The sequence below is a fragment of the Hafnia sp. HMSC23F03 genome, from assembly GCF_001816025.1.
Lineage (GTDB): Bacteria > Pseudomonadota > Gammaproteobacteria > Enterobacterales > Enterobacteriaceae > Hafnia > Hafnia paralvei.
In genome coordinates, this window is record NZ_KV824233.1 from 143,297 (window position 1) to 169,287 (window position 25,991).

Below are 25,991 nucleotides of genomic sequence, written 5' to 3' on the forward strand. Positions count from 1 at the left end.
TTTATTTATATCTACGAACTTCTCTACTGCTAGCTCGTACTCTGCGACTTCCCCCTTAATTCACCAAAAAGTAAGGCGTACGCTAATGCGTTCGCCTTATTAGAAATGATTAAGATCTAGTACATTGACTCATCGACCAATTTGTCATCCTCATCCTCATCCATCCATTCATAGGTTTCAGCGGGATTACACGTCATCGCAAATTGCTCAAAAGATATCGGCGTAGCTAAAGAGCAATTCCACTCCAGCGTTCTCCACGGGCTACCCTGTTGTTTGAGTAACGTTGAAATCGCTTTTTTAAACAGACAGTGTGTCAATAGATGGAATTTATCAGTAGCCTTCCAATACCAACGGGCAAGTAAAAACGCCTGACCTAAATCACGCCAGCTTTGATAATGTGGTTGTAATTCAACCGCTGCCAGCAGTGAAAAATCCAGCATTTCTTGTTCACTTAAAAAACCGGCTTTGGCACCGTCGTGACATAGCATCACAAAACGCACCATATCCCATGCCAAGAAATCCAGTTGGCAAATGCGGCGTTTGTTCTTACGAGCGGCATTTAATTGCCACAGACGTTCTTTGCAGTCTGAATTATGCTTCGATGCTAACGCTAAGCGGCTGGCATACTCTACATATTCATGTTCTGGCATGTTGCAATCGGATTCGATTTGTTCTGTATACACGGCCCGATGGCCTGAAGTAAATAGCTCAAACAATTCGGCCAGTAAAGACTCCCGATCGTCGATCCCCCAGGATGAAGAGAGTCCCTCTTCGGCTTTCTGTTTATTTTCTGCCGCTTGCTCTTCATTATCGGCGGCGATAGTGTTCCAGTCATAGTCAGTCACGATAGCATAAGGAGCCCCCACCGCTAGCGGCCAAAGCTCGGATGATACCGGCGCCTTCTTACACTGCGCTTCAAACTTACGGTGCCCTCCCATCATCACATAACGCCAAGCGTAAAAGACATACGCAGCAGCAAGAATGGCAACCAAAATGGCTAAGGCTTTTAGGACATTGAAAATCCATCTAACAACCGTATCCCATAGGGTTTCAGGCTGTTCTTGCTCCACCGATTGCGCCGGATATTCACTTTCCTGAACCTGTGCCCGCTCTTGTATCTCTTGTATTTGCGCAGTCAATAAAGGAGAGGTTTGAGAGGTCTTAAGATATTGCTGAACTAACTCAAAATTAATCGCACTGATTTGCCAGTGACCATCCAACCAACGGCGTTTTAATTCAACGGGAACGGCGCATGCGCGATTTTTACTTGAATAGACAACGGCTTCGGCATTACTTCCATCAATATAAATAGAATTCTCAACCACATCAGGGAAATAACACCGAGGAGAGCTCTCACTGACAAATTTCATTGCGGGCTCAACCAATTCATTTTGGAAATAAGACGACAGCATTTTCTTACGCGCAATATACTGCTCTGGTAATGAGCCTGGATAACGACCACATAACGCTCTGTAGGTTTCCGATAATAATTTATGAACAGACGTTTTATCTTTAAATTGCTGAGCAGCAATGTCCTCTTTACTGTCGCAGGCCGTAAGCAATGACAACGCTAACAGTAGACAGGCACCTCGGATGGCAAAACGCCAAGCTTTGTGGACGGAGTGATATAAAGATAAACGAGAATAAAATAGGTGAGGATGATGCAGTAGCCAATCCATAGCGAAAAAAATCCCTGTGAGTAATACTAAAGTTTCATTAAGAATGTTGAAAATAATATATATGTAATGCCGAAAATTCACTGAAGTTATTAATGTCGAGCCGCCTACATTATAGATTTAAGCATGTTCCCAATAGCGTGTCGACAATACCGTTGTTAGAGATATGACCGCTTTGAGGGGCGCTCTGTCCAGGGTGTTTCATCAGCGTTCTAATATTGTAAAGTATGATTAATCAAATCTCAGTGCTGAATTCTCGCCATATTTTGCAAGAAATGGAGGAGCCTGCATGCATCTGTCAGCTTTCAGACCTCAAATCTCGCCGTCAGGTGACACTACGTTTCCTGATCCACTGCTGCTGCAGGGGCGAGCGTATCGTGATTAGCCGTAAACCGTTACAGATGGCGCTGAACTCGCCGCTGGATCTTGATGTGAACGCCATGAGTGTCATCAAACAGGCATTTTTGCCTATTGAAGAGGCTTACGCGATGCGTTTATCTGACGCCGAATTTATTTATATCTACGAACTTCTCTACTGCTAGCCCGCATTCTGCGGGCTTTCCTCTGAGTGCCCCACATAAATTAGCCTACCGTGACACATTGCTGGCATGCGCTTTGCTATATCAGACATAGATAGTTTTTTATTTCTTTGACTGAACGCCAGGAGGCTCATTTTGTCTACCACCGCTTCAAACTCGGCCCATGCTGTACCGCAAATATTGCTGCTCACTCACGGTGGCTGGGGTAGCCAGCTGTGTGCCAGCCTAAGAATGGTTGCCGGAGATATTCAAGGTGTTACCGAAATCGCATTAATGCCGGTAGATACCTTTAGCGATTTTTTCCAACGTGTTGAACATGCCGTGAGCACGATGCCTGCAGGGTCGTTGATCCTAACTGATTTCATTGGTGGCACAACGTCAAACGTAGCTGCGCGGTTAAGCGTTGATTATCCCATTGGCGTCGTCGCTGGGCTCAATGCATCGCTGCTGCTTCAGGCGTTAGAACTCCGTGAAAACGGTCCGCTGACGGAGAGTATCGACGAACTGGTTGAGGCTGGTCGTGAAAGCTGTCGCGATGTTGTGGCGCATATAAACGGCCTACAGAACAACGCGTGAACCATTTACTACACAATATTTAAACTCAATAAATATAAAAGGAAAATCACATGGCTAGCATCGTTTTATGTCGTATTGACAGTCGTTTAATTCATGGTCAAGTCGTTACCAAATGGGTAGGGCAATCGCAGGCAAATCGTATCGCTGTGGTGAGCGATGAATTAGACGCCGATCCTTTCATGAAAAATATTTATCTTATGGCTGCGCCACCAAGCATCAAAGTGGATTGCTACAGTAACAGTAGCTTTGCCGCGGCATGGAAAGAGAATCAGCTAGGTGAAGGTAAGGTTTTAGTGCTGTTCCCATCTTTAGTGGCGGTTCAGGGCGCCGTTCATCAGGGATTTGATGTTCAGAGCATTCAAGTCGGTGGTTTAGGTGGCGGTCCAAGCCGTAAAGCCGTATTCCAAAATATTACGCTGGATGATAAGGACGTTGCGATTCTGGGCGATTTGAAAGATCACGGTATTAAAGTGTTCTTCCAGACCATCCCTGAAGATAAGCCTCAGTCATTAGAAGACATACTAAAAAAATATTAATCACCGTCTTGTACCAATTTGAGCTTACCCAGAGGAAATAACTATGGATACCTTGTTTATTGCCATCAGTATGGGGCTGTACTACTGGTTTGCCCGTTTACGCTTGGGCTATACCTTCTCCGGCATGCTAGTTCAGCCGATCGTTATCGCGGTGTTCGTTGGGCTTATTCTCGGCGACATGCAAACGTCGATGATCATCGGGGCCGGCATGCAGCTGGTTTATCTTGGTGTAACGTCAACGCCGGGTGGTAACGTCCCTTCAGATCCTGCATTAGCCGCGTGTATCGCTATTCCTATTGCTGTTCAGGCACATATGGAGCCGAATTTAGCCATTGCGTTGGCAATCCCGTTCGGCGTGATTGGGGTATTCCTCGATCAGTTGCGTCGTACTCTGAACGCTGCGTGGGTGCATATGGCCGATAAGTATGCCGAAGAGGCGAACACCGGTGGGATTATGCGCTGTGCCTTCTTATATCCGGCATTACTAGGATTAGTGTTGCGTTTTCCCGTGGTGTTTGGCGCCAACTATTTCGGCCAAAGTGTCGTGGAGAAATTCCTAGCGCTGATGCCGCACTGGCTGACTCACTCATTTGAAATTATGGGGGGCATTCTGCCTGCGCTAGGTTTTGCTATCACGATTATGGTTATCGGTAAGAAAAGCCTGTTGCCATGGTTTATCGGTGGTTTCTTCGCGGTGATTTATCTGAAGGTCGACATCATGGCTATGGCGATTTTCGGTACCTGCGTTGCGTTTTTGGTGAAAGGTTTGGCAAAGAATGAAGGAGCGTCATCATGAGTGAATCCACCCAAGATATCATGCAACATGAACTGGTTGAACGTGCCCGTCATAGTTCGGCGTTGACCAAAGGCGATATTACCAAAGCATGGTTTATTTATTGGCTCGGGGCCGAGGTTTCTAGTTCGTACGAGCGTTTGCAAAGCCTGATTTTCTGCGCATCAATGACTCCGATTATCAAAAAACTCTATCCAGAGAAAGAGGAACGGGCAGAAGCGCTGAAGCGTCATCTGAACTTCTTCAATACTGAACAGACCTTTGGTGCGGTTATCCAAGGTGTCGCCATCGCGATGGAAGAGCAAAAAACTCGCGGTGAACCTATCTCTGATGCGTCGATTACCGGGATTAAAACAGGTCTGATGGGACCGTTGGCCGGTATCGGTGACTCGGTGATTTGGGCTGCGGTCATGCCGCTTCTGATTGCCATTTTCATTCCGTTTGCAGCCAAGGGCAGCGCCTTCGGCGGGATCCTGCCGTTGATTCTTTACACCGGAATTACCTTGGCGGTGAGCTACGGTTTGGTACACAAAGGTTACACCTTGGGGCGTGATTCAATCATCACCTTGCTACAAGGAGGGCGCATCAAAGAACTTATCTATGGGGCTAATGTGTTAGGCCTCATCATGATGGGGGCGCTATCCGCCAGCTACGTTAAGATCACTTCTCCGCTAAAAATCAGTGCGTTGGAAGGTTCAGAGATAGTGGTGCAGCAGATATTGGACTCTATCGCCCCTGGCCTATTGCCATTGGCCGCGGTGTTTTCTATCTACTTCTACCTAACCAAAAAAGGCCCTCGTTACACGACCATCCTGCTGTCAGTCGTGGTGATTAGCGTGGTGTGTTCTCTGCTGGGTGTGTTGTAAGGGGTAAGCCATGAGTCAAAATATTTATCAACGCCTAGGCCTTAAGCGAGTGATTAATGCCTGCGGAAAAATGACGATTTTGGGCGTATCGGCGGTTTCTCCTGAAGTCATGCAGGCAACGGCTGAAGCTGCGCGTTCCTTCGTTGAGATAGATAAACTCGTCGATAGAACTGGGGAGTTGGTTTCCATTCATACGGGGGCAGAAGACAGTTATATCACGTCGTGTGCCTCCGCAGGGATTGCCATTGCGGTTGCGGCAGTGATTACACGCGGAGAGCCCGATCGCGTCGCCTTGATGCCGGATAGCTCCGGCATGGCAAACGAAGTTCTGATGCTGCGTGGACACAATATTGACTACGGTGCGCCAATCACTAGCGCTATTCGCTTAGGTGGTGGGCGCGTGGTTGAAGTTGGGCAAAGTAATCTTGCGGCGCGGTGGCAATTAGAGAAGGCCATCAGTGAACGCACTGCCGCGTTGCTGTTTGTGAAATCACATCACAGCGTACAAAAGGGCATGCTTACCCTAGCCGATTTTGTTGAGGTCGCTAAAGCGCATCAGCTGCCGTTGATTGTTGATGCCGCAGCGGAAGAGGATCTGCGTTTATATGTATCGCAAGGCGCCGATCTGGTGATTTACAGCGGAGCGAAAGCGTTCAATGCGCCAACCTCAGGCTTTATTACTGGCAAGCGAGAGTGGATTCGGTGCTGTAAAGCCCAGCACCACGGCATTGCGCGAGCGATGAAGATTGGCAAGGAAAACATGGTTGGCTTGGTCAAGGCGCTGGAGTTATACGCTGAAGGTGCAGATAGCATGACGCCTGACGCATTAGCAACCACCGTGGACGCCATTTCCGCTTTGCCTGGTTTTAGCGCGGAAATCGAGCAAGACGAAGCGGGGCGTGCAATTTGGCGTGTGCAGGTACGTGTTCATCCTGACGTCTTGGGGATAGACGCCCGTCAGGTGGAAGCTCTGCTCCGTACGGGCGATGTGGCTATTTATACTCGCCGCTATTTCTTGCACCAAGGTGTTTTCAGCATCGATCCACGAACTTTAGATCAAAGTGAGTTGGCGATGATCGTCGAAAGACTGGCACAGATCTCTGCGGAACAGGAAAATTGTCATGCAAAGCATTAAGTTTTATCGGGACCGCGTAGCCATTAATGTCTTAGCGAAAGATATTGATAATGCTCGCGCTATCTATGATGCAGCGGAAGGACACGCCGTGATTGGCGTACTTTCTGCACAGTTTGAAAATGTCGCTCAGGGTGTCACGGAAGTGAAACGCTGGATAGCGCAAGTTCCGTCAATTTCGGTAGGCCTTGGGGCCGGCGATCCGGCTCAGTTTTATAAAGCCGCAATGATCGCTGCTGCCACGGGTGCCGCTCATGTCAACCAAACCTTCACCGGCTGTGGTTTTGCGGCGGGTGCTTTGGCTCAGGCACAGCACCCACATACGCACATCAACGCATTAGTTAGCCCAACGGGCCATGCTGGAACGGTGCAGATATCAACCGGCGAGCTCAGTGCGGCAGGTGATAAAGCTCTGGTTTCCTGTGATAGCGCGGTGAATATGATGCTGGATATGGGAGCACATGCTGCGAAGTTTTTCCCAATGGGCGGCGAGCGAAGCTTGCCAGAGCTGAAAGCGTTGGCGGAAAGCGCTGCACGTAACGGCATGACGCTCATTGAGCCAACCGGCGGTATTGATTTAGAAAACTTTGGCGTCATTTTACAGACCTGCTTGCAGGCTGGCGTAGCACGAGTGATGCCACATGTTTATACGTCGATTATCGATCCGCAAAGTGGTGAAACGCGGCCTGAAGATATTAAAACATTGCTCGAAATCATTAAGTCTATTGTGTAGATAACGCGTGTTTACGAGAGGGCTTTGGAAAGGGATTTCCAGAGCCCTATTTTTTATCGCTAGAAAAAGTCATGCCTCTTTGATTTTCCACATACATACCACACCGACCAACAGCAAAATCAGTGAAACAAAAAACACGGCGTAGTAGTTCCAGAATTGGGCGATTAGGCCTGCAACAGAGCCTGCAAATATCCAGCCCGTACGCGTTGCCGTAGTAAACAGCGTCGTAGCCGACCCCGCTTGACCGGGCATCAAATCCTGAAAATAAAGCATGCCAATCCCTGCCAGAATGCCGATGAAAATCGCATTCAACAACTGTAGCGCCAGCAATGCCCAAGGCGAGATAAGAAATAGCAGACCCGCATAAAAGGCGAGCCCTGCTGCTAATGCCACCAGCATCAAGAAGCGCTTGCCGAAACGTTTGGCGTAATAGCCAGCAATGAGCATCGTTGGAATTTCTAAACCCGCAGCGGTTCCCATCATGACGCCCGCCAGCTTATCCGGTAAATGCAGTTCGTGGATGATGTATAACGGCATGTTGATGAGGTACATGCTGTTGCAGGTCCACATCAGCGTGCATGCGGCAAACAGTAACAAGGTATCACGGCGATTGCGGCGCGGGGCATCCAGTACGCCGGTGGTTCGTACGACGGCTTTAGGCATAGAAGGCAGGGTGTACCAGACAATCAGCCCACAGACTAAAAATGTGGCCATCGCTGCCAGATACATAAACGGAAAGCCAAATCCTAGCGCCAATGCAAATGAAATCGGCGGGCCAATTACCCAAGCCAGAGAAACTTGTGCACGCAGAATTGAGCTAAACATGACGGCTTCTTTGCCCGTTTTATCTGCGTATTCACGCGCCAGAGCAAACATTTGCGGGTTAGCCGTAGAGCCAAAGCTGGTCAGCATCACGCCGACGATGAGCAGTAAATAATAGTTTCGATTATAGGCAAACAGCAGACAACCCGCCGCGCCAAGAATACAGCACAGCAGGATCAGCTTTTTACGATCGCCGGAGCGGTCAGAGCGTGCGGCTAAAAATTGGCTAACAATAATCCCGATGATGGCGCTGCCGGTATAAAAGAGTCCCACCATGAAGGGGCTTTTAACCACCTCAGTGGATAGAAAAAGGCTCAGCGTCGGTGTTTGCAGTGCGCCAGCAATGCCGGTTAAAAAAGCCACGATTAAGAATGAGGTCGAGGTTAAATCCGGCAGACGGCGAAGGGCGGTCGAATACATACGCATAGGTTTATCAGGGACGAGTCAGAGGTGGACGAGTTGTTTCAGGCGGGGGATGTTACGCCTGAATATAAAAAATGAAAAGCTGTTTCAGCTCATACACTGTAAGAAAGTTGTACAAACTGTGCGGATTAAATAATGCACAATAATGAATGGCGAGCGCTAAAAAAATAGTCTGCGGCAAGCATCCCACGCTTTTTCGTGGATGATGGCACATGATCGAAAGTGAGAAAAAACGGGGCCGAAGCCCCGTGAATATTAAGCGATATGACACATTACAAACTATGCGCCAGCAGGAACGGTATGAGCAGTGTTGTTCAATACAGGTCCCTGATATTTTTCGATTTCAAGCTGAGCCATTTGTCCGCAGTTACCCTGCGCCAGACTGGATGAGCCGATATCGAAAGTCAGGCAGTTTACGTTACCATTTTTACACAGTGAGCCTGGCGTAGCAGGATCGGCAGGATCGAACCACGCCCCTTCGCTGATACGAATAACGCCTGGACGTACGTCTTCGGTAACGACCGCGCCGACTAGAATCTGGCCACGATCGTTAAATGCACGAACCAGATCGCCGTTGCTGATGCCGCGAGATTTAGCATCTTCAGGATGAATCAAGATCGCTTCACGATCGGCGACGGCGTATTTCTTACGCAGCGGCGTGTTATCCAACTGTGAGTGCAGACGGTTAATCGGATGAGCGGTATTAAGCGACAGCGGATACTTCGCCGCTTCCGGACCTTTGTACCATTCGTGCGGCGGCATCCAAGTTGGAATACCTTTGCAATCCTCATAGCCCATCTTCTCGATGGCATCAGAGTAGATTTCAATTTTACCCGATGGCGTCCCTAATGGATTCAAGAGAGGGTTTTCGCGATAGTCTGCGAAGCGTACCCACTGTTTATTGGCCTCAGGAACTGGGAAGCGTACATAGTTGTTTGATTCCCAGAACATATCGAACGGCGGCAGAGCAACGCGGGCTGCACGAGCCTGCGTTTTCATGTCGTCATACATGCCTTTCAGCCACTGAGTCTCATCTTTGCCTTCGGTAAATGCGTCGCGTACGCCCAGTTTTTCAGAGATACCGGCGAAAATATCGAAGTCGCTACGAGATTCAAACTGTGGCGGCACACACTGATGCATCGGGAACACATAGAGCTGTGAATAGTCACCGCCCATTTCCAGATCGTTACGCTCGTAGCTCGTTGTGGTTGGGAAAACGATATCAGCATGCTTGGCCGTCGCTGTCCAATAAGGCTCGTTTACCACAATGGTTTCAGGTTTTTGGAAAGCTTTGACCAGTGAGTTCGTATCCTGATGCTGGTGGAAGGTGTTGCCGCCTGCCACATAAACCATTTTCACATCAGGGTAGGTAACCTGAGCCCCGTTGAAATTAATGGTTTTCCCCGGATTCATCAGACACTCGGCAATACGCGCGACAGGAATTGGCGTTGGTGTATTCTTCGGTGAGTTACCCGCAGAGATACCGGCTAAAATCCCACCTTTAGCGGTTGGGCTACCGCCGGAAGAGTAGTGATAGCTAAAGCCAAAACCGCCGCCAGGCAGACCTATTTGCCCCAACATGGAAGCAACGGTCACGAGCATCCAGTGTTGTTGCTCACCGTGATGCTGGCGCTGGATCCCCCAGCCACCCATGATCATGGTGCGATTTTTCGCCATATCGCGTGCTAGCTGGCGCAGTACCTCAGCATCAACACCGCTGATTTCTGCCGCCCAATTCGCATCTTTTACAATACCGTCGTCCTGACCCATTAGATAAGCTTCGAATTTATCAAAACCAACGGTATAGGTATTCAGGAAGTCTTGGTTATGCAGTTTTTCAGTCAGCAATGTGTGGGCAATACCGATCAGCATGGCAGTGTCGGTATAAGGACGTGGTGCAATCCACTGAGCATTAACGAATTTAGCGCTGTCGTTATGCACAGGGTCGATGCTTATGACGCGCGTGCCTTTCTTCTTCAATGCTTCGAAGCCTGTTTGGCCTACGTGATCTGGAACGTTCCAGCTATTTTTTAAGGTGATCATCGGGTTACAACCCCACATCACCACTAACTGGGTATTTTCAATTACGTTAGGCCATGCGGTTTGTTGCTCATAAACTTCCATTGAGCCAACCACATGCGACATGATGACCTGTGCTGCGCCAGTAGAGTAGTCGCCCGCGTAGCCAAGGAAACCGCCGCTGAGGTTCATCATTCGTTGGAGTAGGGTGCGGCTGTTGTGTAACATCCCGACGCTTTTCCAACCGTAAGAACCTGCATAAATAGACTGTGGGCCATGTTCTTTTTGCAGACGAGCAATCTGATCGCTTACCAGCGTCAGCGCTTTGTCCCAGCTAACACGAACCCATTCGTCGCGGCCGCGTAACTCTGGCTGGCTATTGGATGGACCACCTTCTAACCAGCCTTTACGCACCATTGGGTACTTAATGCGGTTTTCAGCATGTACCTGATAAGGCGCCATCGTGATCAGCTCATTTGGGAACGGATCGTCGCTAATGGCTTTCACGTCGACCATTTTGCCATCTTTGACGATAGCTTCGAACGCGCCCCAGTGCGCTGCGGTGAGGATACCGGTCTGAGCCTGACGTAACGCGGTAAACTGCGGAAGAGCTTTACTGATCGCTTCTGCCAAAGCAGACTTCGGCCAGAACCCAGCCAGCAGCGGCACGCTTAATACAGCGCCAGCACCAGTTAGGAAGCGACGACGGCTTACCTGAAGCGGTTTTTGTTCGAAATCGCTAACGTTTTCAATGTGGGAGTTCAATTCTTTTTTCATTGTTATAGCTCCTTAAATCTTGTCCGGCTGATTGGCAGGCATATCACTGGCATGTTTCTGAACGTATTGCGTCAGAACGCGCAGTTGTTCCTGCGTCAGGGATGTACGTGGAGCCATACCTTTGACCACACCGATCCACTGGTTGGCATTAAAGCGGTCGAGCGCTGTTAAGCCGTGGCAACCGGTACAGTTAGCAGACATCATGTCAGAAGCGTAGCGCCAGATTTGCTGTTGATCGTCAACCAGCTGTTTCTTAGGCAACCAAACCTGCAGTGAAACTTGATGCCAAACCAAACCGGTTTCTGCATCTTTAGCCGTACTCAGCGTTTTCAGCTGCTTACGCGCATCTTCACCCAGCAGAACGCTGAGAATGCGTTTGCCTTGCGCCGCGTAGAAGACTTCGCTTACGCCGTCTTGCTGCCAGCCATTGACGTCAGCCAGAACGCGATCGCCTTGACGTTTCACCACTTTTACTTCGGTGGATGGCATCAGGTTACCGGCATTGTGCTGGGTTTCGTCTGCGCTGAGATAGAACGGTTCGGTAGCGATGGTATACAGCGTTGTCGCCGTGTCAGGTGTTTTGGCAGCAGCGTTAGCCAGTTCGCTGGCACCGGCAGCGGCTAAACCACTCATATCAGGTAAAATATGTGCAACGCCTTTATGGCAGTCGATACAGGTTTCACCATTTTTGATAGCAACCGGATGCTGTTGGCGGGCTTCAGGTTTTTGAGCCGTCACATCCATTGCGTCGTAGCTGTGGCACGAACGGCAGGTTGCAGAATCGTTTTTCTTCAAGGTATCCCACACGCTTTGCGCCATGGCGAGCTTATGGGCTTCATATTTTTCAGGGGTATCGATTTTGCCAGTGACTTCGCCGTAGACGTCTTTCAACGCAGCAACTTTGGTCAATAGATAATCGATTGGCTGATGTGGAACGTGGCAGTCAGCACATTCAGCGCGGATACCCTTGGTGTTTTGGAAATGGATGCTGCCCTGATATTCGGCGAGAGGTTGTTCCATCGAGTGACAAGAAATACAGAATTCTGTATCACTGGTTTTGTGCATGACGGTTGCGGTTCCTGCAAGGAGGGCTGCCCCGATGATGGCCCCCAGCAACAATAGCCACAGCCAGGCTCTGCTCCGGCGCTTGCCGGGAGTCTGATATCGATTGCTCATAGTTTATTCCATATAATTATTAATATAATCTTCTTGCCATAGTGTTTCTGCATAAAAGAATTTACTTTCAACGCGCTAGAATGCAGAAACTCGGTAAGTATAGGAAATTTTCTCATTGATTACCTATAAAGAAGTAACAGAAATAGCAGCTTTTTCTTTTGTTTCTCAATCTTGAGATTACGTTGTTAATCCTTTGTTTTAATGGGGTAACACATTTTGTTAACTGTATGGGATGTTCTGCAGGTACATTGAGCGTTATAGATATTGTTTTGATTAAGCTAAACCTCTGCATCATTTTGCGAATGTCGTTTGAGCGGTAGGTCAAGACATTGGCCGTATGAAATCCTTGAAGGGTGAATCAATGAAGAATTTTGACTCCGCAACACTGCTCTCCCAGCTCCAGCAATCTCAGCCTCAGTTAGAAAAAATCCGCCATGAACTTCACGCCCATCCTGAACTGGGTTTCCATGAAACGCGTACCGCGAATAAAGTCGCAGAGCTGCTGAAGGAGTGGGGCTATGACGTTGCTACGGGGATTGGCGGTACAGGGATTGTTGCGAGCCTGACTAAAGGTTCAGGCTCGAAATCTATCGGGCTGCGCGCCGATATGGATGCATTGCCGATTCATGAAGCTAGCGGTGTGAAATACCAAAGCGGCTGCGAAGGAAAAATGCATGCTTGCGGTCACGATGGGCACACATCAATGCTGCTAGGCGCTGCGCAGTGGCTGGCGAGCGACGGTGCGAGTTTTAATGGCACTGTGCGTTTGATTTTCCAGCCCTCAGAAGAGGATATGCGCGGAGCTCAGGCGATGATTGATGATGGGTTGTTTACTCGCTTCCCAGTGGATGCCGTGTATGGCATGCATAACATGCCTGGTTACCCGCAAGGGCATATGGCCTTTAAAGAAGGTGCCACGATGGCGGCAGTAGACAGTTTGACCATTACACTCACGGGCAAAGGTAGTCATGGGTCAACGCCGGAAAAGAGCATCGACCCGATTGTGGCAGGGGCTTCGTTGGTGATGGCGCTGCAAACCATTGTATCGCGTAATATAGCTGCACAGGATCAGGCGGTTGTTAGCGTGGGCGCTTTCCAAGCGGGGGACGCGGGTAATGTGATCCCACAGCAGGCGGTTTTGCGTTTGAGTATTCGCTCCACGGATGAAGACGTGCGCAAAACTGTGTTACAACGCATTCGAACCATCACCGAATCACAGGCTAGCTGCTATGGCGTGACCGCGCAGATAGAAAGCGCCGTTGCCGGTGTGGTATTGATGAATACACCGCATGAAACCGCGTTTGCTAAGCAGGTTGCAGTGACGTTATTAGGAAACGACAAAGTTGTCGATATGCCAAATACGTTCATGGGCAGTGAAGATTTTGCGTTTATGCTCAAACATAAACCTGGTTGCTACTGCGTCATTGGCAACGGTGATTCGCCGATGTTACATCATCCGCAGTACGATTTTGACGACCGCAACCTCAGCGTGGGTGCGGCCTATTGGGTAGCGCTGACACAATCTTATTTGGTGTGATATTTGTATGAGCTGAGGTAGATTTATGCGTCTACCTCAACTGACTGTCTTTACTGCCGCGGCGGTTATAGCCGCTGTTGGCCTGCATTTTCTTATCAATTTCAGCCTGACAATTAACGCAGAATTGCACCCCAGGCAGCGCCTGTCGTCTGGCCTCCGGAATTTCTGCGCCGCACTCTTCGCAAAAGTGCGCACTTTCACCGTGACTTAGCTGGCTACGAGCTCGCGCCACGGCATCATCAACCGTTGCATCAATCTGATCTTGTACTGCACCATCATTCGCCCAACCACTGGCCATTTTCCACCTCCGGTTATTTTTTAGGCTCATTAAGTATAGATGGGGACGAGGGCGAGGGGATCAAGTGTACGAGGGTAAGCGCGGGGTATCCGAGAAATAGACCGCCAAGCACCGTTGCTCGGCGGTCGCATATGCTTATTGCATCCTCGTTATGTTGGGAAGTGCTGAATTGCTGTCAGCGGGAAATAAGATTTCAATACTCCCAGTTGAATGTTGCATGCTGAGGAGCAGTCGCTCGGTTTTAGTTTTATCTTGAAGTAAAAAACGTAAACCGGTCAGACGGTTGTTTAAATCAAATAGGGTAAGACAGGTAATATCAGCGTCATGCGAGCGCAAGGTGAGTTGGCTGATACTTTGTGTATAAGGATTATCCGGCGCACTGCTGGCAATGAGCAGATTATTTTCCTCATTTTGTTCTGAGATAATTTGGCTATAAATAGAGACAGGGTTTGCCGATGTTGTGACCTGTGTGCGCTGTAGCGTAGAACCCGATTGAGTCCACATAGGTTTAATATGGCACAGCATCTTTTCATGCGGCGCGGTGTTGCACTCAGAAGGCTGCATTAATTGGCCATTGAGCATCCAGTTTAAATCAGCGCATTGCCGATGGGGATTTTTAATCGTGGTGATATCGATGACAATATCGTCGATAAGCATCACTCGTCGCCTAAAAACGGTGTTGCGATAGGCCTGTTCATCCCAATTCACAATATAAAAACTATCTGGTGTGTCAGCCGTTTTTTCCCAATCAGCCGTTACATCGATGTATTGATAGTCGCTGGTGTTGGCGAATGCATTGAACGTTGTCGTGACCGGAGGCTGATTGGCAAGATTCATAGTGAGCGTGCTGTGCGAAGCGGTTTTTTTATAATACTCCCGATGTAAATCGGTGCCATAGCCGGTAGTTCCCAAATCTTTGATCAGCTCCTTTCCCTGATGAAAAATCGTGATACCTAGGCTATCGCTATGATCGTGTTCGCCACCGTAGGGGAGATGTTTTATCAGCACCGCGTTCTGTGTTTCTGGCTGTTGGAATAACGTTAATCCTAATTCACCGTTATTGCACAAACAAAGCTCACTCTTTTCAGGCGCTTTCTGCTCGCTTCCGTACAGCATAAAATCGGTATTAATGCGATTTTTGCGACGGTAGATAATTTCTAAAGCCTGCAAATAGAGTGGGTCTGCATAATAGCTGTAAGCAAACTCGTAAAGGTCGGAATGGATAAGCTTTTCCTGACCATACACGCAGTCATTGAGGCGAGGAAAACAGCCATTTGGCATCAGCAGCGACAGGGGAACGTTGAGCATCTGCGGATAATAGGGGAGATCCAATAGACTGTACTTTGTTCCTTTCGCTATTTTTTCGAAGGCAAAAAATCCCTGTAAAGCATATAAGTGATAATGCAGCGATCCTTCAAACCAGAGTTGCCCGTTAATGAGCGCGTGTTCTAACTGATAGCGTAATCCGTAACGGGTATTTAAAGCGAAATTGAGGTAGGGCTCTTTGTCTAGCAGGAGCCCTATGACGGCAATCGCGCTATTGATTTTAACTTCGTGGTTATGAATCTGATCGTGCCTTTGCTGCATTAAGAACTCAGCGCCGGGCTGTAATAATTGCTGCTGAATACACTCTTTTTCGCCAGCCGATAATTTATCAGCAATAAAATCGTAGCCGCGAGCAAAGTCGAGCAGACAATTGGCTTCGCACAACGCCTGCGCATTCATTTTGCCGTTGGCGTTATAAGGAATACCGCCGTGTTCTTGATAGTCGGGATAATAGGTGGCATACGTCAGTAACAGGTCGCGCACACGCTCAAAATAAGTTAATTCTCCCGTTATTTTCCATAGCAGACTGACCTCGTAGCAGGCTTTGGCATTCAAGCCATTCATCCAACGCCACCACGCGCCGTCGTAGGGTTCACCGCTAAATATTTTGTTATCTATTGGGCAGCAATGTTGATGCTCATGATGATAATCCCAATTTAGCCTCACGCCGTGATCTGGGCAGTAATAGTAATGGTTCCAGGTGGCAATACCGCTGGTGGGGACCTTAAGCGGATGATTTAACACCGTGGCGTTATCGGTAATGAGTTCTTCCAGCCAAATAGGCCAGCGCTGTGCGCGCTGGCGGAGGGTGGCAAGTTCATGGGTACTGAATTGCTTCATTGTTACAGTTTTCCCTTATGGAACCAGCGATGCACCAACAGTTAATAGATTGATATTTTTAGCATCATGAGCAGTTAGATAGGCGGCTTTTTCCTTAAATATGGCGTCAGGATAAGCTCTTTCTGCCGCTAAAATATTGCCTACTGCCTCGTTTTCATTGTATTTCAATTCAGGATATGGCCATTGAGTTGGGCTTCCTATCTGCTGAGCAACAACGATGAGCGCTTGGTGAAGATTGTGATCGTCTAAATCGAAATGCCACATGTCGACTCCAGTTAGCTCGCCGTAACGAGCCAGACGCATATACGCCGATAACGCGAAGTTGGTGTAATGCCAGGAACGCGTTCTTTCATTTTCAGCCGTAAGCAGTCCTTTATTATCTATCTGCCCCGCCAGATGGCGTAATTCGGCAATTTTCAATTGGCGGCGAGCGAGTTCGGGCTGATCGGTAAATAATGAGAAGGCTACGACCTGCGTATCAAAAAAAGTCCCATGGTTGTTATGCCAATTGCTCTCTTCAAATCCGTTATCGCTGGTGAGCAGCCACTGGTTAAATTTTTTATACCATGACTTAATAGACTGATAGTTTTTCTCGCTGAGCGTGTTGGCGGGACGAATAAGTTCAATACTGTCCATTACGTCAATCAATGCACGACTATCAATAATGCCGATCCCGCGGCCATCAACAATGCCGGGAATCGCCTGTGCGTAGGCTAAGTTTGGGTTCATTTTAGTCTCTGGGGTGACGAACCACGCGGTAGCCAGTTCGGCCGCTTTCTGCGCGTAGGCGACTTTTCCGGTGAAATAATAGGCCAACCCTAGCCGTTTCATATCTTGTGCAAAGTGCGCCATGCGCTCGCTGTCGGTAGCATCCGTTTTGGTATCTGGATTGGTTTTCCCATCGTGGCGAATATAGGGCAGATGGTTTGATGTATCTGGGTTTGGCCACCAGTAGGTGCCGAAACTGTAGTAGTCGTGCTTATTGTTAGACGCAGGGCTAAGCGTTTTTTGTGTCACGCTATAATTAGGGTGAAGCAGTGCTTTATCGGCGTCGGCGAGCAGTTGTTCATATGCCGGTTTTAGCGCTGAATCAGGGCTCTGAAGCTGTGATTTGGTGGAGGCTAACGCTTCCGGTGCATAGGTAAAATAACGAGATTCTGCCGCATGGCTTAATGTCGCGCTGCTGAATAGCGCGCAGGCGAGAACGCTGACAATCAATTTGATTTTCATTATTTAATTCCTTAATTAAAAATAAAAATGGTTACATCGTAAATGTCATACCGATCCGATAACGAGACTCTGCAATATTTCCCTCGCCGTCGTAATATCCTTGTTTGCCTAAATAATCATATTCGATATAAGGACTAAACCAGTCATTCCATTTATAGCGCAAAGTAAAGGCATTCTCTGTTGCCCAAGTTTTTCCATTGTGATATTCGTATTGGTCGCTGGCATGTTTATAAGCGGTTCCTTGATACAGTACGCTCCATTGTTTATTTATTTTATAGCCGATATAAAGATCTAGACGATTAACACTGTCGCGATGTGACTCACCGTTGTTATTTTCAGTCTCATAATCATTGTAATCATAGCGATATCTCAAACTGGTACTCAGCGCTGGGGTTATTTTATAATTAACCCTGAAATAGGGTCTTAGCTGGGTACCTTTACTACTCCAATGCAAAATCCCTCCGGGCTGAATACTCCATTTATCCGTGAGTGGGTAGGTGTAGTTAGTTTCGATTTCATTATAGTCTGAGGTAATATCCCCTAACGAGTGGGAACTATCACTTTTATCTGCACCGTTAGCCCCTTTACCGTTATTCTTATTATTTTTATTATCGGTTTCCATGCTAGCCCACCAGCCATTACTCCAGCTTTGGCTAACTTTAAAACGTGATTCATAGCTATGGCTGCCTGCTTTATATCCCCCTCGAACATCGAAGCTGAGCGCATGACTGACGAGTGGCGCCGCTGCAATCATTAAAGCGATTGCAGAGATAATTGGTTTTTTCATATTTATATTCCCTTATATGACGGCAGTGTTAAGTGACGATGTTTGCGCTTTTTTCTCTTTTACCAGACCCCAAAGGAACGCGGCGCCAATCAGGTCGAAGAAGCCTAATCCAACAAAAAAGAAGTTGTAGCCAATGACGGCGACAGATGCACCTAAAAACATAGAGAACAGAAAATTACCCGTACCGCCACTCAGCGCGGCAAAACCGGTGGCAGTTGCCACTTCGGATTTATTAAACAGATCTGATGACATCGTGATAACGGTAATAGACAGGCACTGATGTGCGAAACCGGCAATACAGAATAGGGCGACGGCCAAATAAATATTGTCGACGTAGCAGACAAACGCCATGCTCACCATTAGGAAGGCAGCAAAGGTGTAAGTAATGCGTCGTGAATTGATAATGCCAATGCCGCGATTATTTAAATAGCGCGCCATGATCCCAGAGAAAATACAGCCTAAATCTGAGGTCAAGAAGGGGAGCCACGTAAACATAGCCACATGAGCCATATCCAGATGTCGTTCAGTCACCAGATAAAGAGGCATCCAATAGTGCAATGTTCCCCACGCAGGATCTGCCATAAAACGTGGTAATGAAATGCCCCACAAATTGCGGTTGCTGAGCATATCTTTTAATTTGACGCGTTGGGTTTTTTCGGGCGATTTAATTTGACCGTCAGCAATGATGACGCGCTCTTCGTCTGTTAACGCCGGGTTTTTATCGGGAGATTGATAAAACAACAGCCACAACGCGACCCAAACTAATCCCACTGCGCCGGTGATAATAAAAGACATTTCCCAGTTATATTCCAGAATGGCCCACACCACGAGCGGCGGTGCTAGCATCGCCCCTAGCGAGGTACCCATACTGTATATTCCACAGGCTAAACCGCGCTCTTTGGCTGGAAACCATTCTGCCACCACCTTCATTCCGGCTGGATTTGCTGAAGATTCAGTTACCCCCATGGTTCCACGCCAAAATGCAAGAGATTGCCAACCCCCGGCGGTTCCATGTGCCATATTGGCAACTGACCAACCAATAGCAAAAATGGCGATCCCCCATTTTACGCCGATCATGTCGATGACATATCCCACAAACGGAGCCGCTAGGGCATAGGTTGCCTGAAATGCGCTGACGACGTATGAGTATTGTTGCTGGCTAATACCGAGCTCTTTAATGAGGGTTGGGGCCGCTATTCCCAGCGCGCTACGAGATAAATAGTTGGTGATTGTCCCTACGGTAACGAGAGCAATGATCCACCAACGCAATCCTTTTACTTTCATGCGATTCTCACCTTATCTGTTTAAATGAAACGGTGTTTTATTTAAACAGATTTGGCGTTTTGTTTATTGTGATCAATGATCAATATATTGATCTTGTTGCATTTTTTTCATGAATACCATGAGGGTAAATATTTTATTTATCGATCGTTTAATTTAATTTTTTCGATAAATACTTGTCTGTTCGTAAAATAATTAAAGAAAAATCAATAATTAAATTTTTTCTGAGAAGGAGTTAATAACAAAGGGATGACTATAGATAACAATCTACAAAAAGCGCTGTCGAGAAGGGGGGGATTCTCTCAACGCCAACCCAAGAGAAATGGATGACGTTGAGTATTGATATTAAACTTAAATATTATTTTTCGTGGCGTTTACGCAGATTATTAATGATCGCGCTTAAGTCCAGATCTTGATCTTGCAGTAAAACCATCAGGTGGTACATCAGGTCAGAGGCTTCGTTCACCAGTTCGTCGCGGTCATGCACGGTAGCCGCCAGCGCTGTTTCCACGCCTTCTTCACCCACTTTTTGAGCAATACGTTTGGTTCCGCTGGCGTAGAGGCTGGCGGTGTAGGAGCTCTTAGGATCGGCGTTTTTACGCTCGGCCAGCAGTTGCTCTAACTGGAATAAAAATGCCCAATCGGAGGCGGCTGGTGAGAAGCAACTACTCGTGCCTTTATGGCAGGTCGGTCCTTGTGGCTCTGCGAGCACCAGCAATGTATCGTTGTCACAGTCAGGCGTGATGCTGACCACGTTCAAGAAGTGGCCAGAGCTTTCTCCTTTCGTCCACAAACGCTGTTTGGTACGAGAGTAGAAGGTGACGTGGCGGCTGCGATTGGTTTCGTCTAGCGCTTCTGGCGTCATATAACCGAGCATTAATACTTCGCCAGATATGGCATGTTGCACGATGGCGGGCATCAGATTATCGACTTTATTCCAGTCTAGTTGTTCTTTTTGTTGTTCTGATAAAAACGATTCTTTTAGCACAAGCGGATCTCCACACCTTGTTGTGACAGGTAACGTTTTAAGTCGCCAATATTGATAATTTGTTTGTGAAACACCGAGGCGGCTAGTGCGCCATCAACGTCGGCATCGCGGAATGCGGCAAGGAAGTGTTCAGGCGTACCTGCGCCGCCGGAGGCGATTAGTGGCACATGGCAGACTTCACGGATCAGTTTGAGCTGGCGAAGATCGTAGCCGTTACGCACGCCGTCTTGGTTCATCATGTTTAACACGATTTCGCCCGCGCCGCGTTTTTGTACTTCTTGCACCCAGTCGACGGTTTGCCACGTGGTGGCTTTAGTGCGCTTTTCGTCACCGGTAAATTGGTAAACCTGATAGCTGTCGGTTTCTGCATCAAACCAAGTATCGATGCCCACCACGATGCACTGTACGCCAAAGCGATCGGCTAAGCGTGAAATCAAGTCAGGATCGGCGAGCGCGGGGGAGTTAATCGAGATCTTATCGGCGCCAAAAGTGAGAATTTGCGAAGCGTCTTCCACGCTTTTGATGCCTCCGGCTACGCAGAATGGAATGTCGATCACCTCTGCTACGCGTGACACCCAGCTTTTGTCGACCACGCGCCCATCAGAAGAGGCGGTGATATCGTAAAATACCAATTCATCTGCCCCTTCTTGGGCATAGCGCTGAGCAAGTGGAACGATGTCGCCGATAATTTCGTGATGACGAAACTGTACGCCTTTGACCACTTGACCGTCACGAACGTCCAGACAAGGAATTATGCGTTTTGCCAGCATGCGATAGCCTCCTTCACGGTGAATTTCCCTTCTAATAATGCGCGGCCTACGATAACCCCTTTGACGCCGCTGCCGCGTAGCGCAGCAATATCCTCTAAGCGACCGATACCGCCGGAAGACTGAAATGCCACCTGTGGGTAACGCGCGCAGATCTCTTGATAGAGCGCGACGTTAGAACCGCTCAGCGTTCCATCGCGTGAGATATCGGTACACAGCACGTGTTTCAGGCCATAAGGCAAGAATTCGTCGACGATGTGTTCAAGGGTGACGCCAGAATCTTCCTGCCAACCACTGACGGCGATATTCTTGCTGCCATCTGCGGCAATGCGGACATCGAGCGCCAGAACCAGCGCATCAGCCCCAAAACGCTGAAACCACTGTTTCACCTCTTCTGGCTGACGTACCGCCGTTGAGCCTACCACCACGCGCGAGGCTCCGGCTTCAATTAAGGCCGCCACGTCTTCTGCACTGCGAATTCCACCGCCAACCTGTACGGGAACCGAGATGCCCGCTAACAGTTTACGCAGTAGCGGTATCTGCCGAGCAGCAGGATCTTTGGCACCGGTCAGATCGACCAAATGGAGCAATTGACCACCTTGTTGTTGGTAGTCTTGCAAGCGCGGCAATGGATCGTTGCCATAGTCGCGTTGCTGGCCGTAATCGCCCTGATGCAAACGGACAACGTTGCCGTCGATTAAGTCTAATGCTGGAATGATCATCAGCGTGCCGCTCCTTAAAGGGTCAATTCCAAAAAGTTTTTTAACAACTGGGCACCGGCAGCGCCGGAGCGTTCAGGGTGGAATTGCACGCCAAAGAAATTATCTTTTTGTACCGCGGCACTGAACGGCGCGCCGTAGTGAGTTTGCGCGATGGTGTTCTCACATATCGGATAAGCATAGCCATGCACAAAGTAAAAATAGGCTCCGTCTTCTAGCCCACTAAATAGGCGATGGCCCGCCAGTGCTGAAACCTGATTCCACCCCATGTGCGGTAAAGGCAGACCGAAATCTTTCATGGTTTCAACGGGGGTATCGATAATGCCGAGGGTTTCGGTATTCCCCTCATCGCTGCGGCTCGCGAGCAATTGCATGCCCAAACAGATGCCGAGTACCGGCTGTGTACACGCTTTGATGAGCTCAATCAGATTGCGCTCGCGTAGCTGCTGCATGGCCGCCTGCGACGTTCCTACGCCGGGAAGAAATAGCTTATCGGCGGTGAGCACCACATCGGGCTCACGGCTGACTTTAGGCTCATAGCCAAGACGCTGAATAGCGTATTGTACCGACGATAAATTGGCGCAGCCGGTATCCAGAATAACGACGTTGGTCTCTTTGGCATTCATCATAAAACCCCTTTCGAGCTAGGTAGGGTGTCGCCCTCAACGCGGATGGCCTGACGAAGCGTGCGGCCAAATACTTTAAAGAGACTTTCGACGCGGTGATGATCGTTTTTGCCTTTGGTTTTCAGATGCAGAGTGATCCCCATGGCATAAGCCAGCGATTGGAAAAAGTGCTCGACCATTTCGGTGCTCAAATCGCCCACTCGCTGGTGGGTGAACTCGGCTTTATAGACCAAGTATGGACGGCCGGAAATATCCAATGCGCAGCGAGCCAGACATTCATCCATAGGCAGAACAAAACCGAAGCGCGAAATACCCCGCTTATCACCCAGTGCTTTTTTCAACGCTTCGCCTAATGCCAATGCGGTGTCTTCCACGGTGTGGTGATCGTCGATATACAGGTCGCCTTTCACGTCAATATTCATGCGAAAGCCGCCGTGAGTCGCGATCTGATCCAGCATATGATCGAAGAAACCGACGCCGGTGCGAATATGGCTTTCGCCTTCACGATCGAGCCAAACATTGACGTCAATCGCGGTTTCTCGGGTTACGCGGCTAACCTGCGCGTGGCGGTCACGTTTAGTCAAATCATCCGCGATTCTCTCCCAGCCCATGGTTTCAGCGCTGTAGCGAATACCGGCGATCCCCATGTTTTCAGCTAGTTGAATATCAGTTTCACGGTCGCCGATGACGCGCGATGCCGCGTAATCCATGACGTCGGCATTCAGATAGGATTGCACTAGCTCGGTTTTGGGCTTACGGCAGGTGCAGTTATCCGCAGGCAGGTGTGGGCAAATCAATACGTCGTCAAATATCACTCCCTGCGACGTCAGTATTTGCATCATCAGGTTATGGGGGCCGTCAAAATCAGCCTGTGGGAAGCTGGCGGTGCCTAGACCATCCTGATTTGTAATCATCACCAAACGGTAGCCTGCCTGCTGTAGCTTCAACAAGGCTGGAATGACGGCGGGCTCGAATGCCAGCTTGTCCATGCGGTCTACCTGAAAATCGACCGGCGGTTCGCTAATCAAGGTGCCGTCACGGTCGATAAAAAGAAACTTCTGGCTCACATCGCCTCCTGGCTAAGTTGTTTTGACGCTACGGTAACGGAGAATGCGTGTAGGGCATCGATCACTTTACGGTTTTCTTCCTGCGTGCCAATGGTGATTCTCAGGCAGTTTGACAGGCTTGGCTGTTTGCTTTGATCGCGTAAGATAATGCCCTGATCCCATAGTGATTTAAACACTGCCGCCGCGGCGGAACAGCGGAAAATTAAATAGTTTCCTTCACCGGGATAGACCGCTTCAACACAGTCGCATTCGGTTAATTCTTTCACCAACGAGGCGCGGTTTTCTAACACGCTTTGTACTCGCTGGCGCATCGTGGCTACGCCTTCAGGAGAAAGCGCCTGTGCGGCGATATCGGCGACCGGCGTAGACAGCGGGTAGGGGGCAATAACCTTCAGTAATAACGTGATCATTTCAGGGCTAGCGACCGTAAATCCACAGCGTAGACCCGCTAACGCAAAGGCCTTGGACAGCGTGCGGAGAACGACCATATGTGGGAATTCGGCTAGCCAAGGCACCGTTGTCGCGTGTGGTGCGAATTCGATATAGGCTTCATCCACGGCCACGATGGCTTTGCCCGCGGTGAGCGTCAACAGCCGACGCAGGTCGCTTTGACTGAGTAAATTCCCCGTTGGGTTATTTGGGCTGCAAACGTAGATCAGTTTTACCCCGGCCAAGTTTGCTTCAATGGCGGGCAAATCTAGCTGCCAATCTTCACGTAGCGCGATAGTGCGGCGTTCAATGCCAAACGTTTCAGCGCTGACGCCATACATACCGTACGTCGGAGGACAGTATAGAACGGCGTCTTGCCCCGGCTCACAGAAGGCGCGGATCAGCAATTCGATGCCTTCGTCGGCACCGCGGCTCACCAACACCTGATCGCTATTCACACCGGCATAAGAGGCGTAGTTTTCAATAACCGCTTTAGGCTGGCACTCTGGATAACGGTTAAATGTCTCGGTACTCAACTGATAGGGCGTTCCAACGGGATATTCGTTGGCATTAAGCCATACATCGCCTTTTCCCCCCAAACGACGAGCGGACTGATAAGGCATTAACTCACGGACGTTGGCGCGGGCTAATTCTTCAATGCTTGAACTCATCAGATGCTCTCCTGGGGTGAGGTTGTCGTCTCTTTCGCGCGCAGAGCGGCAACGCGCAGGGTTACGGCGTTCTTGTGGGCGGTAAGCAGTTCGGCGGCGGCCATCGCTTCAATGACGGGCGCTAACCCGAGCAGGCCTTCAGCGCTAATTTGTTGAACGGTCATGCGCTTTTGGAAATCAGCCAAGCCTAGGCTTGAATAAGTGGCGGTGTAGCCATAGGTCGGCAGTACATGGTTGGTGCCCGACGCATAGTCACCGGCAGATTCTGGTGACCAATCGCCTAAAAATACCGAACCGGCGCTCGAGATTTTATCCACCCATTGGCGGGGGTCTCGGGTTTGGATAATCAGGTGTTCAGGGCCGTAGCGATTACTGATCTCAATGCACTCTTCGAGAGAGGAAGTGACAATCAAACGGCTTGAATCCAAGGCCTGGCGGGCGATGTCAGCGCGTGACAGGGTTGCCAACTGATTGTCGACTTCGATAGCGACACGTTTGGCAATCTCTGAATCTGGCGTAAGTAAAATAACCTGCGAGTCTGGCCCGTGTTCAGCCTGCGATAGTAAATCAGCCGCGATAAATGCGGGCGTGGCTTTCTCATCGGCGATGACCAACACTTCAGATGGCCCCGCGGGCATATCAATCGCCGCACCGTCGATACGTTGGCTAACCTGACGTTTGGCTTCGGTTACGTAGGCATTGCCGGGGCCGAAGATTTTATCGACTTTAGGAATAGATTCACTGCCGAAAGCCAGTGCGGCGATCGCCTGAGCGCCACCCACCTGAAACACCTCTGTAATTCCGCATAAGGAGGCGGCAAACAGAATTTCATCGGCGATCGGTGGCGGTGAACACAGAACCACACGCTTACAGCCTGCGACACGGGCGGGAATACCGAGCATTAACACGGTAGAAAGCAGTGGTGCTGTTCCTCCCGGTATATACAGTCCAACCGAGGCCAGTGGGCGAGTGACTTGCTGGCAGCGAACGCCTGGCTGCGTTTCTACGTCTACCGCTGGCAGGATTTGTGCGACGTGGAATTTCTCAATATTCTTGGCCGCTTGCTGCATGGCATCTTTAATTTCATCGCCTAAACGTGACGCTGCCTGTTCAATATCACGGATGCTGATGCGTAGCGCGTTGGTTTCGACCTTATCGAATTTGGCGCTCAACTCACGCAGAGCCGCATCGCCGCCAGATTTTACCTGTTGTAATATCTCCGCCACGCTGGCGCTGATGCGGTCGGAGGCGTTTACTGCCGGACGTTGCAATAGCGCTTGTTGCTGCTGCGCATCGCATTCGCTCCAGAAAGTGATGTTGTTAAAATTATTATTCTTATCAGCAGCAGTCATGGCCG

23 protein-coding genes and 1 pseudogene are annotated in these 25,991 nt (G+C 49.2%); 8 read left to right on the top strand and 16 right to left on the bottom strand.

The genetic code is table 11. The features are described from left to right. Positions 1-116 precede the first annotated feature (116 nt). Positions 117-1,679, bottom strand: coding sequence for a DUF1266 domain-containing protein (locus tag HMPREF3091_RS15535; protein ID WP_083321441.1), 1,563 nt, complete (start codon positions 1,677-1,679; stop codon positions 117-119). Between the two features lie 221 nt (positions 1,680-1,900). Here HMPREF3091_RS15535 and HMPREF3091_RS15540 point away from each other — a divergent pair. The 7 genes and pseudogenes from HMPREF3091_RS15540 to HMPREF3091_RS15570 form a co-directional block, all read left to right on the top strand. Then, a pseudogene (locus HMPREF3091_RS15540) lies at positions 1,901-2,218 on the top strand (PRD domain-containing protein); the annotation flags it as partial. Positions 2,219-2,350: 132 nt separating this feature from the next. Then, positions 2,351-2,791: a PTS sugar transporter subunit IIA gene (locus HMPREF3091_RS15545; protein ID WP_008812926.1), complete on the top strand. Its 441-nt coding sequence runs from the start codon at positions 2,351-2,353 to the stop codon at positions 2,789-2,791. Between the two features lie 50 nt (positions 2,792-2,841). Then, positions 2,842-3,327, top strand: coding sequence for a PTS sugar transporter subunit IIB (locus HMPREF3091_RS15550; RefSeq protein ID WP_004095995.1), 486 nt, complete (start codon positions 2,842-2,844; stop codon positions 3,325-3,327). Positions 3,328-3,370: 43 nt separating this feature from the next. Further along, complete coding sequence (locus HMPREF3091_RS15555) at positions 3,371-4,123, top strand: PTS mannose/fructose/sorbose/N-acetylgalactosamine transporter subunit IIC (protein WP_008812927.1); 753 nt, start codon at positions 3,371-3,373, stop codon at positions 4,121-4,123. Continuing rightward, complete coding sequence (locus tag HMPREF3091_RS15560; RefSeq protein ID WP_004095992.1) at positions 4,120-4,986, top strand: PTS system mannose/fructose/sorbose family transporter subunit IID; 867 nt, start codon at positions 4,120-4,122, stop codon at positions 4,984-4,986. Before HMPREF3091_RS15555 ends, HMPREF3091_RS15560 begins: the two co-directional genes overlap by 4 nt. Before the next feature lie 10 nt (positions 4,987-4,996). After that, on the top strand, positions 4,997-6,121 hold the full coding sequence (locus HMPREF3091_RS15565; RefSeq protein ID WP_070716871.1) for a D-glucosaminate-6-phosphate ammonia lyase: 1,125 nt from the start codon (positions 4,997-4,999) through the stop codon (positions 6,119-6,121). Then, positions 6,108-6,851, top strand: coding sequence for a 2-dehydro-3-deoxy-phosphogluconate aldolase (locus HMPREF3091_RS15570; RefSeq protein WP_070716874.1), 744 nt, complete (start codon positions 6,108-6,110; stop codon positions 6,849-6,851). Before HMPREF3091_RS15565 ends, HMPREF3091_RS15570 begins: the two co-directional genes overlap by 14 nt. 69 nt (positions 6,852-6,920) lie before the next feature. Here the strand turns inward: HMPREF3091_RS15570 and HMPREF3091_RS15575 are convergent, their stop codons facing one another. From HMPREF3091_RS15575 to HMPREF3091_RS15585, 3 genes are all read right to left on the bottom strand, one after another. Further along, on the bottom strand, positions 6,921-8,099 hold the full coding sequence (locus HMPREF3091_RS15575; protein WP_118936883.1) for a sugar efflux transporter: 1,179 nt from the start codon (positions 8,097-8,099) through the stop codon (positions 6,921-6,923). Between the two features lie 276 nt (positions 8,100-8,375). Next, the gene (torA, locus tag HMPREF3091_RS15580) at positions 8,376-10,892 is read right to left on the bottom strand and encodes a trimethylamine-N-oxide reductase TorA (RefSeq protein ID WP_004095986.1); all 2,517 of its coding nucleotides are present in this window, start codon (positions 10,890-10,892) and stop codon (positions 8,376-8,378) included. Between the two features lie 12 nt (positions 10,893-10,904). After that, positions 10,905-12,068 carry a NapC/NirT family cytochrome c gene (locus tag HMPREF3091_RS15585; RefSeq protein WP_004095984.1) on the bottom strand — a complete coding sequence of 388 codons (1,164 nt, stop codon included), beginning with the start codon at positions 12,066-12,068 and terminating at the stop codon, positions 10,905-10,907. Positions 12,069-12,429: 361 nt separating this feature from the next. On the opposite strand from HMPREF3091_RS15585, the gene HMPREF3091_RS15590 reads away from it, so the two are divergent. After that, on the top strand, positions 12,430-13,605 hold the full coding sequence (locus tag HMPREF3091_RS15590) for a M20 aminoacylase family protein (protein WP_070716876.1): 1,176 nt from the start codon (positions 12,430-12,432) through the stop codon (positions 13,603-13,605). Positions 13,606-13,636: 31 nt separating this feature from the next. Here the strand turns inward: HMPREF3091_RS15590 and HMPREF3091_RS15595 are convergent, their stop codons facing one another. From HMPREF3091_RS15595 to hisD, 12 genes are all read right to left on the bottom strand, one after another. Then, a complete protein-coding gene (locus tag HMPREF3091_RS15595) occupies positions 13,637-13,903 on the bottom strand; it encodes a DksA/TraR family C4-type zinc finger protein (RefSeq protein WP_008812933.1) in 267 nt (88 codons plus the stop codon). Positions 13,904-14,038: 135 nt separating this feature from the next. Beyond that, complete coding sequence (locus HMPREF3091_RS15600; protein WP_070716880.1) at positions 14,039-16,069, bottom strand: heparinase II/III domain-containing protein; 2,031 nt, start codon at positions 16,067-16,069, stop codon at positions 14,039-14,041. Positions 16,070-16,084: 15 nt separating this feature from the next. Next, positions 16,085-17,299, bottom strand: coding sequence for an alginate lyase family protein (locus tag HMPREF3091_RS15605; protein WP_070716883.1), 1,215 nt, complete (start codon positions 17,297-17,299; stop codon positions 16,085-16,087). 31 nt (positions 17,300-17,330) lie between these two features. Continuing rightward, positions 17,331-18,086 (bottom strand): oligogalacturonate-specific porin KdgM family protein, encoded by a 756-nt coding sequence (locus HMPREF3091_RS15610; RefSeq protein ID WP_070716885.1) that lies wholly within the window; start codon positions 18,084-18,086, stop codon positions 17,331-17,333. 12 nt (positions 18,087-18,098) lie between these two features. Further along, the gene (locus HMPREF3091_RS15615) at positions 18,099-19,370 is read right to left on the bottom strand and encodes an MFS transporter (RefSeq protein ID WP_070716888.1); all 1,272 of its coding nucleotides are present in this window, start codon (positions 19,368-19,370) and stop codon (positions 18,099-18,101) included. A 355-nt stretch (positions 19,371-19,725) separates the two neighbouring features. Continuing rightward, complete coding sequence (hisIE, locus tag HMPREF3091_RS15620; protein WP_083321442.1) at positions 19,726-20,355, bottom strand: bifunctional phosphoribosyl-AMP cyclohydrolase/phosphoribosyl-ATP diphosphatase HisIE; 630 nt, start codon at positions 20,353-20,355, stop codon at positions 19,726-19,728. Then, positions 20,349-21,125, bottom strand: coding sequence for an imidazole glycerol phosphate synthase subunit HisF (gene hisF, locus HMPREF3091_RS15625; protein ID WP_008812935.1), 777 nt, complete (start codon positions 21,123-21,125; stop codon positions 20,349-20,351). Before hisF ends, hisIE begins: the two co-directional genes overlap by 7 nt. Then, the gene (gene hisA / locus HMPREF3091_RS15630) at positions 21,107-21,844 is read right to left on the bottom strand and encodes a 1-(5-phosphoribosyl)-5-[(5-phosphoribosylamino)methylideneamino]imidazole-4-carboxamide isomerase (RefSeq protein ID WP_070716892.1); all 738 of its coding nucleotides are present in this window, start codon (positions 21,842-21,844) and stop codon (positions 21,107-21,109) included. Before hisA ends, hisF begins: the two co-directional genes overlap by 19 nt. A 14-nt stretch (positions 21,845-21,858) precedes the next feature. Then, entirely contained in the window at positions 21,859-22,470 is a 612-nt protein-coding gene (hisH, locus tag HMPREF3091_RS15635) for an imidazole glycerol phosphate synthase subunit HisH (RefSeq protein WP_070716895.1), read from the bottom strand. Beyond that, positions 22,467-23,534 carry a bifunctional histidinol-phosphatase/imidazoleglycerol-phosphate dehydratase HisB gene (hisB, locus tag HMPREF3091_RS15640; RefSeq protein WP_070716898.1) on the bottom strand — a complete coding sequence of 356 codons (1,068 nt, stop codon included), beginning with the start codon at positions 23,532-23,534 and terminating at the stop codon, positions 22,467-22,469. The genes hisH and hisB overlap by 4 nt, the downstream gene beginning before the upstream one ends. Next, the gene (gene hisC, locus HMPREF3091_RS15645) at positions 23,531-24,634 is read right to left on the bottom strand and encodes a histidinol-phosphate transaminase (protein WP_070716908.1); all 1,104 of its coding nucleotides are present in this window, start codon (positions 24,632-24,634) and stop codon (positions 23,531-23,533) included. The genes hisB and hisC overlap by 4 nt, the downstream gene beginning before the upstream one ends. Continuing rightward, positions 24,634-25,986, bottom strand: coding sequence for a histidinol dehydrogenase (gene hisD / locus HMPREF3091_RS15650; protein ID WP_070716910.1), 1,353 nt, complete (start codon positions 25,984-25,986; stop codon positions 24,634-24,636). The genes hisC and hisD overlap by 1 nt, the downstream gene beginning before the upstream one ends. Between the last annotated feature and the right edge of the window lie 5 nt (positions 25,987-25,991).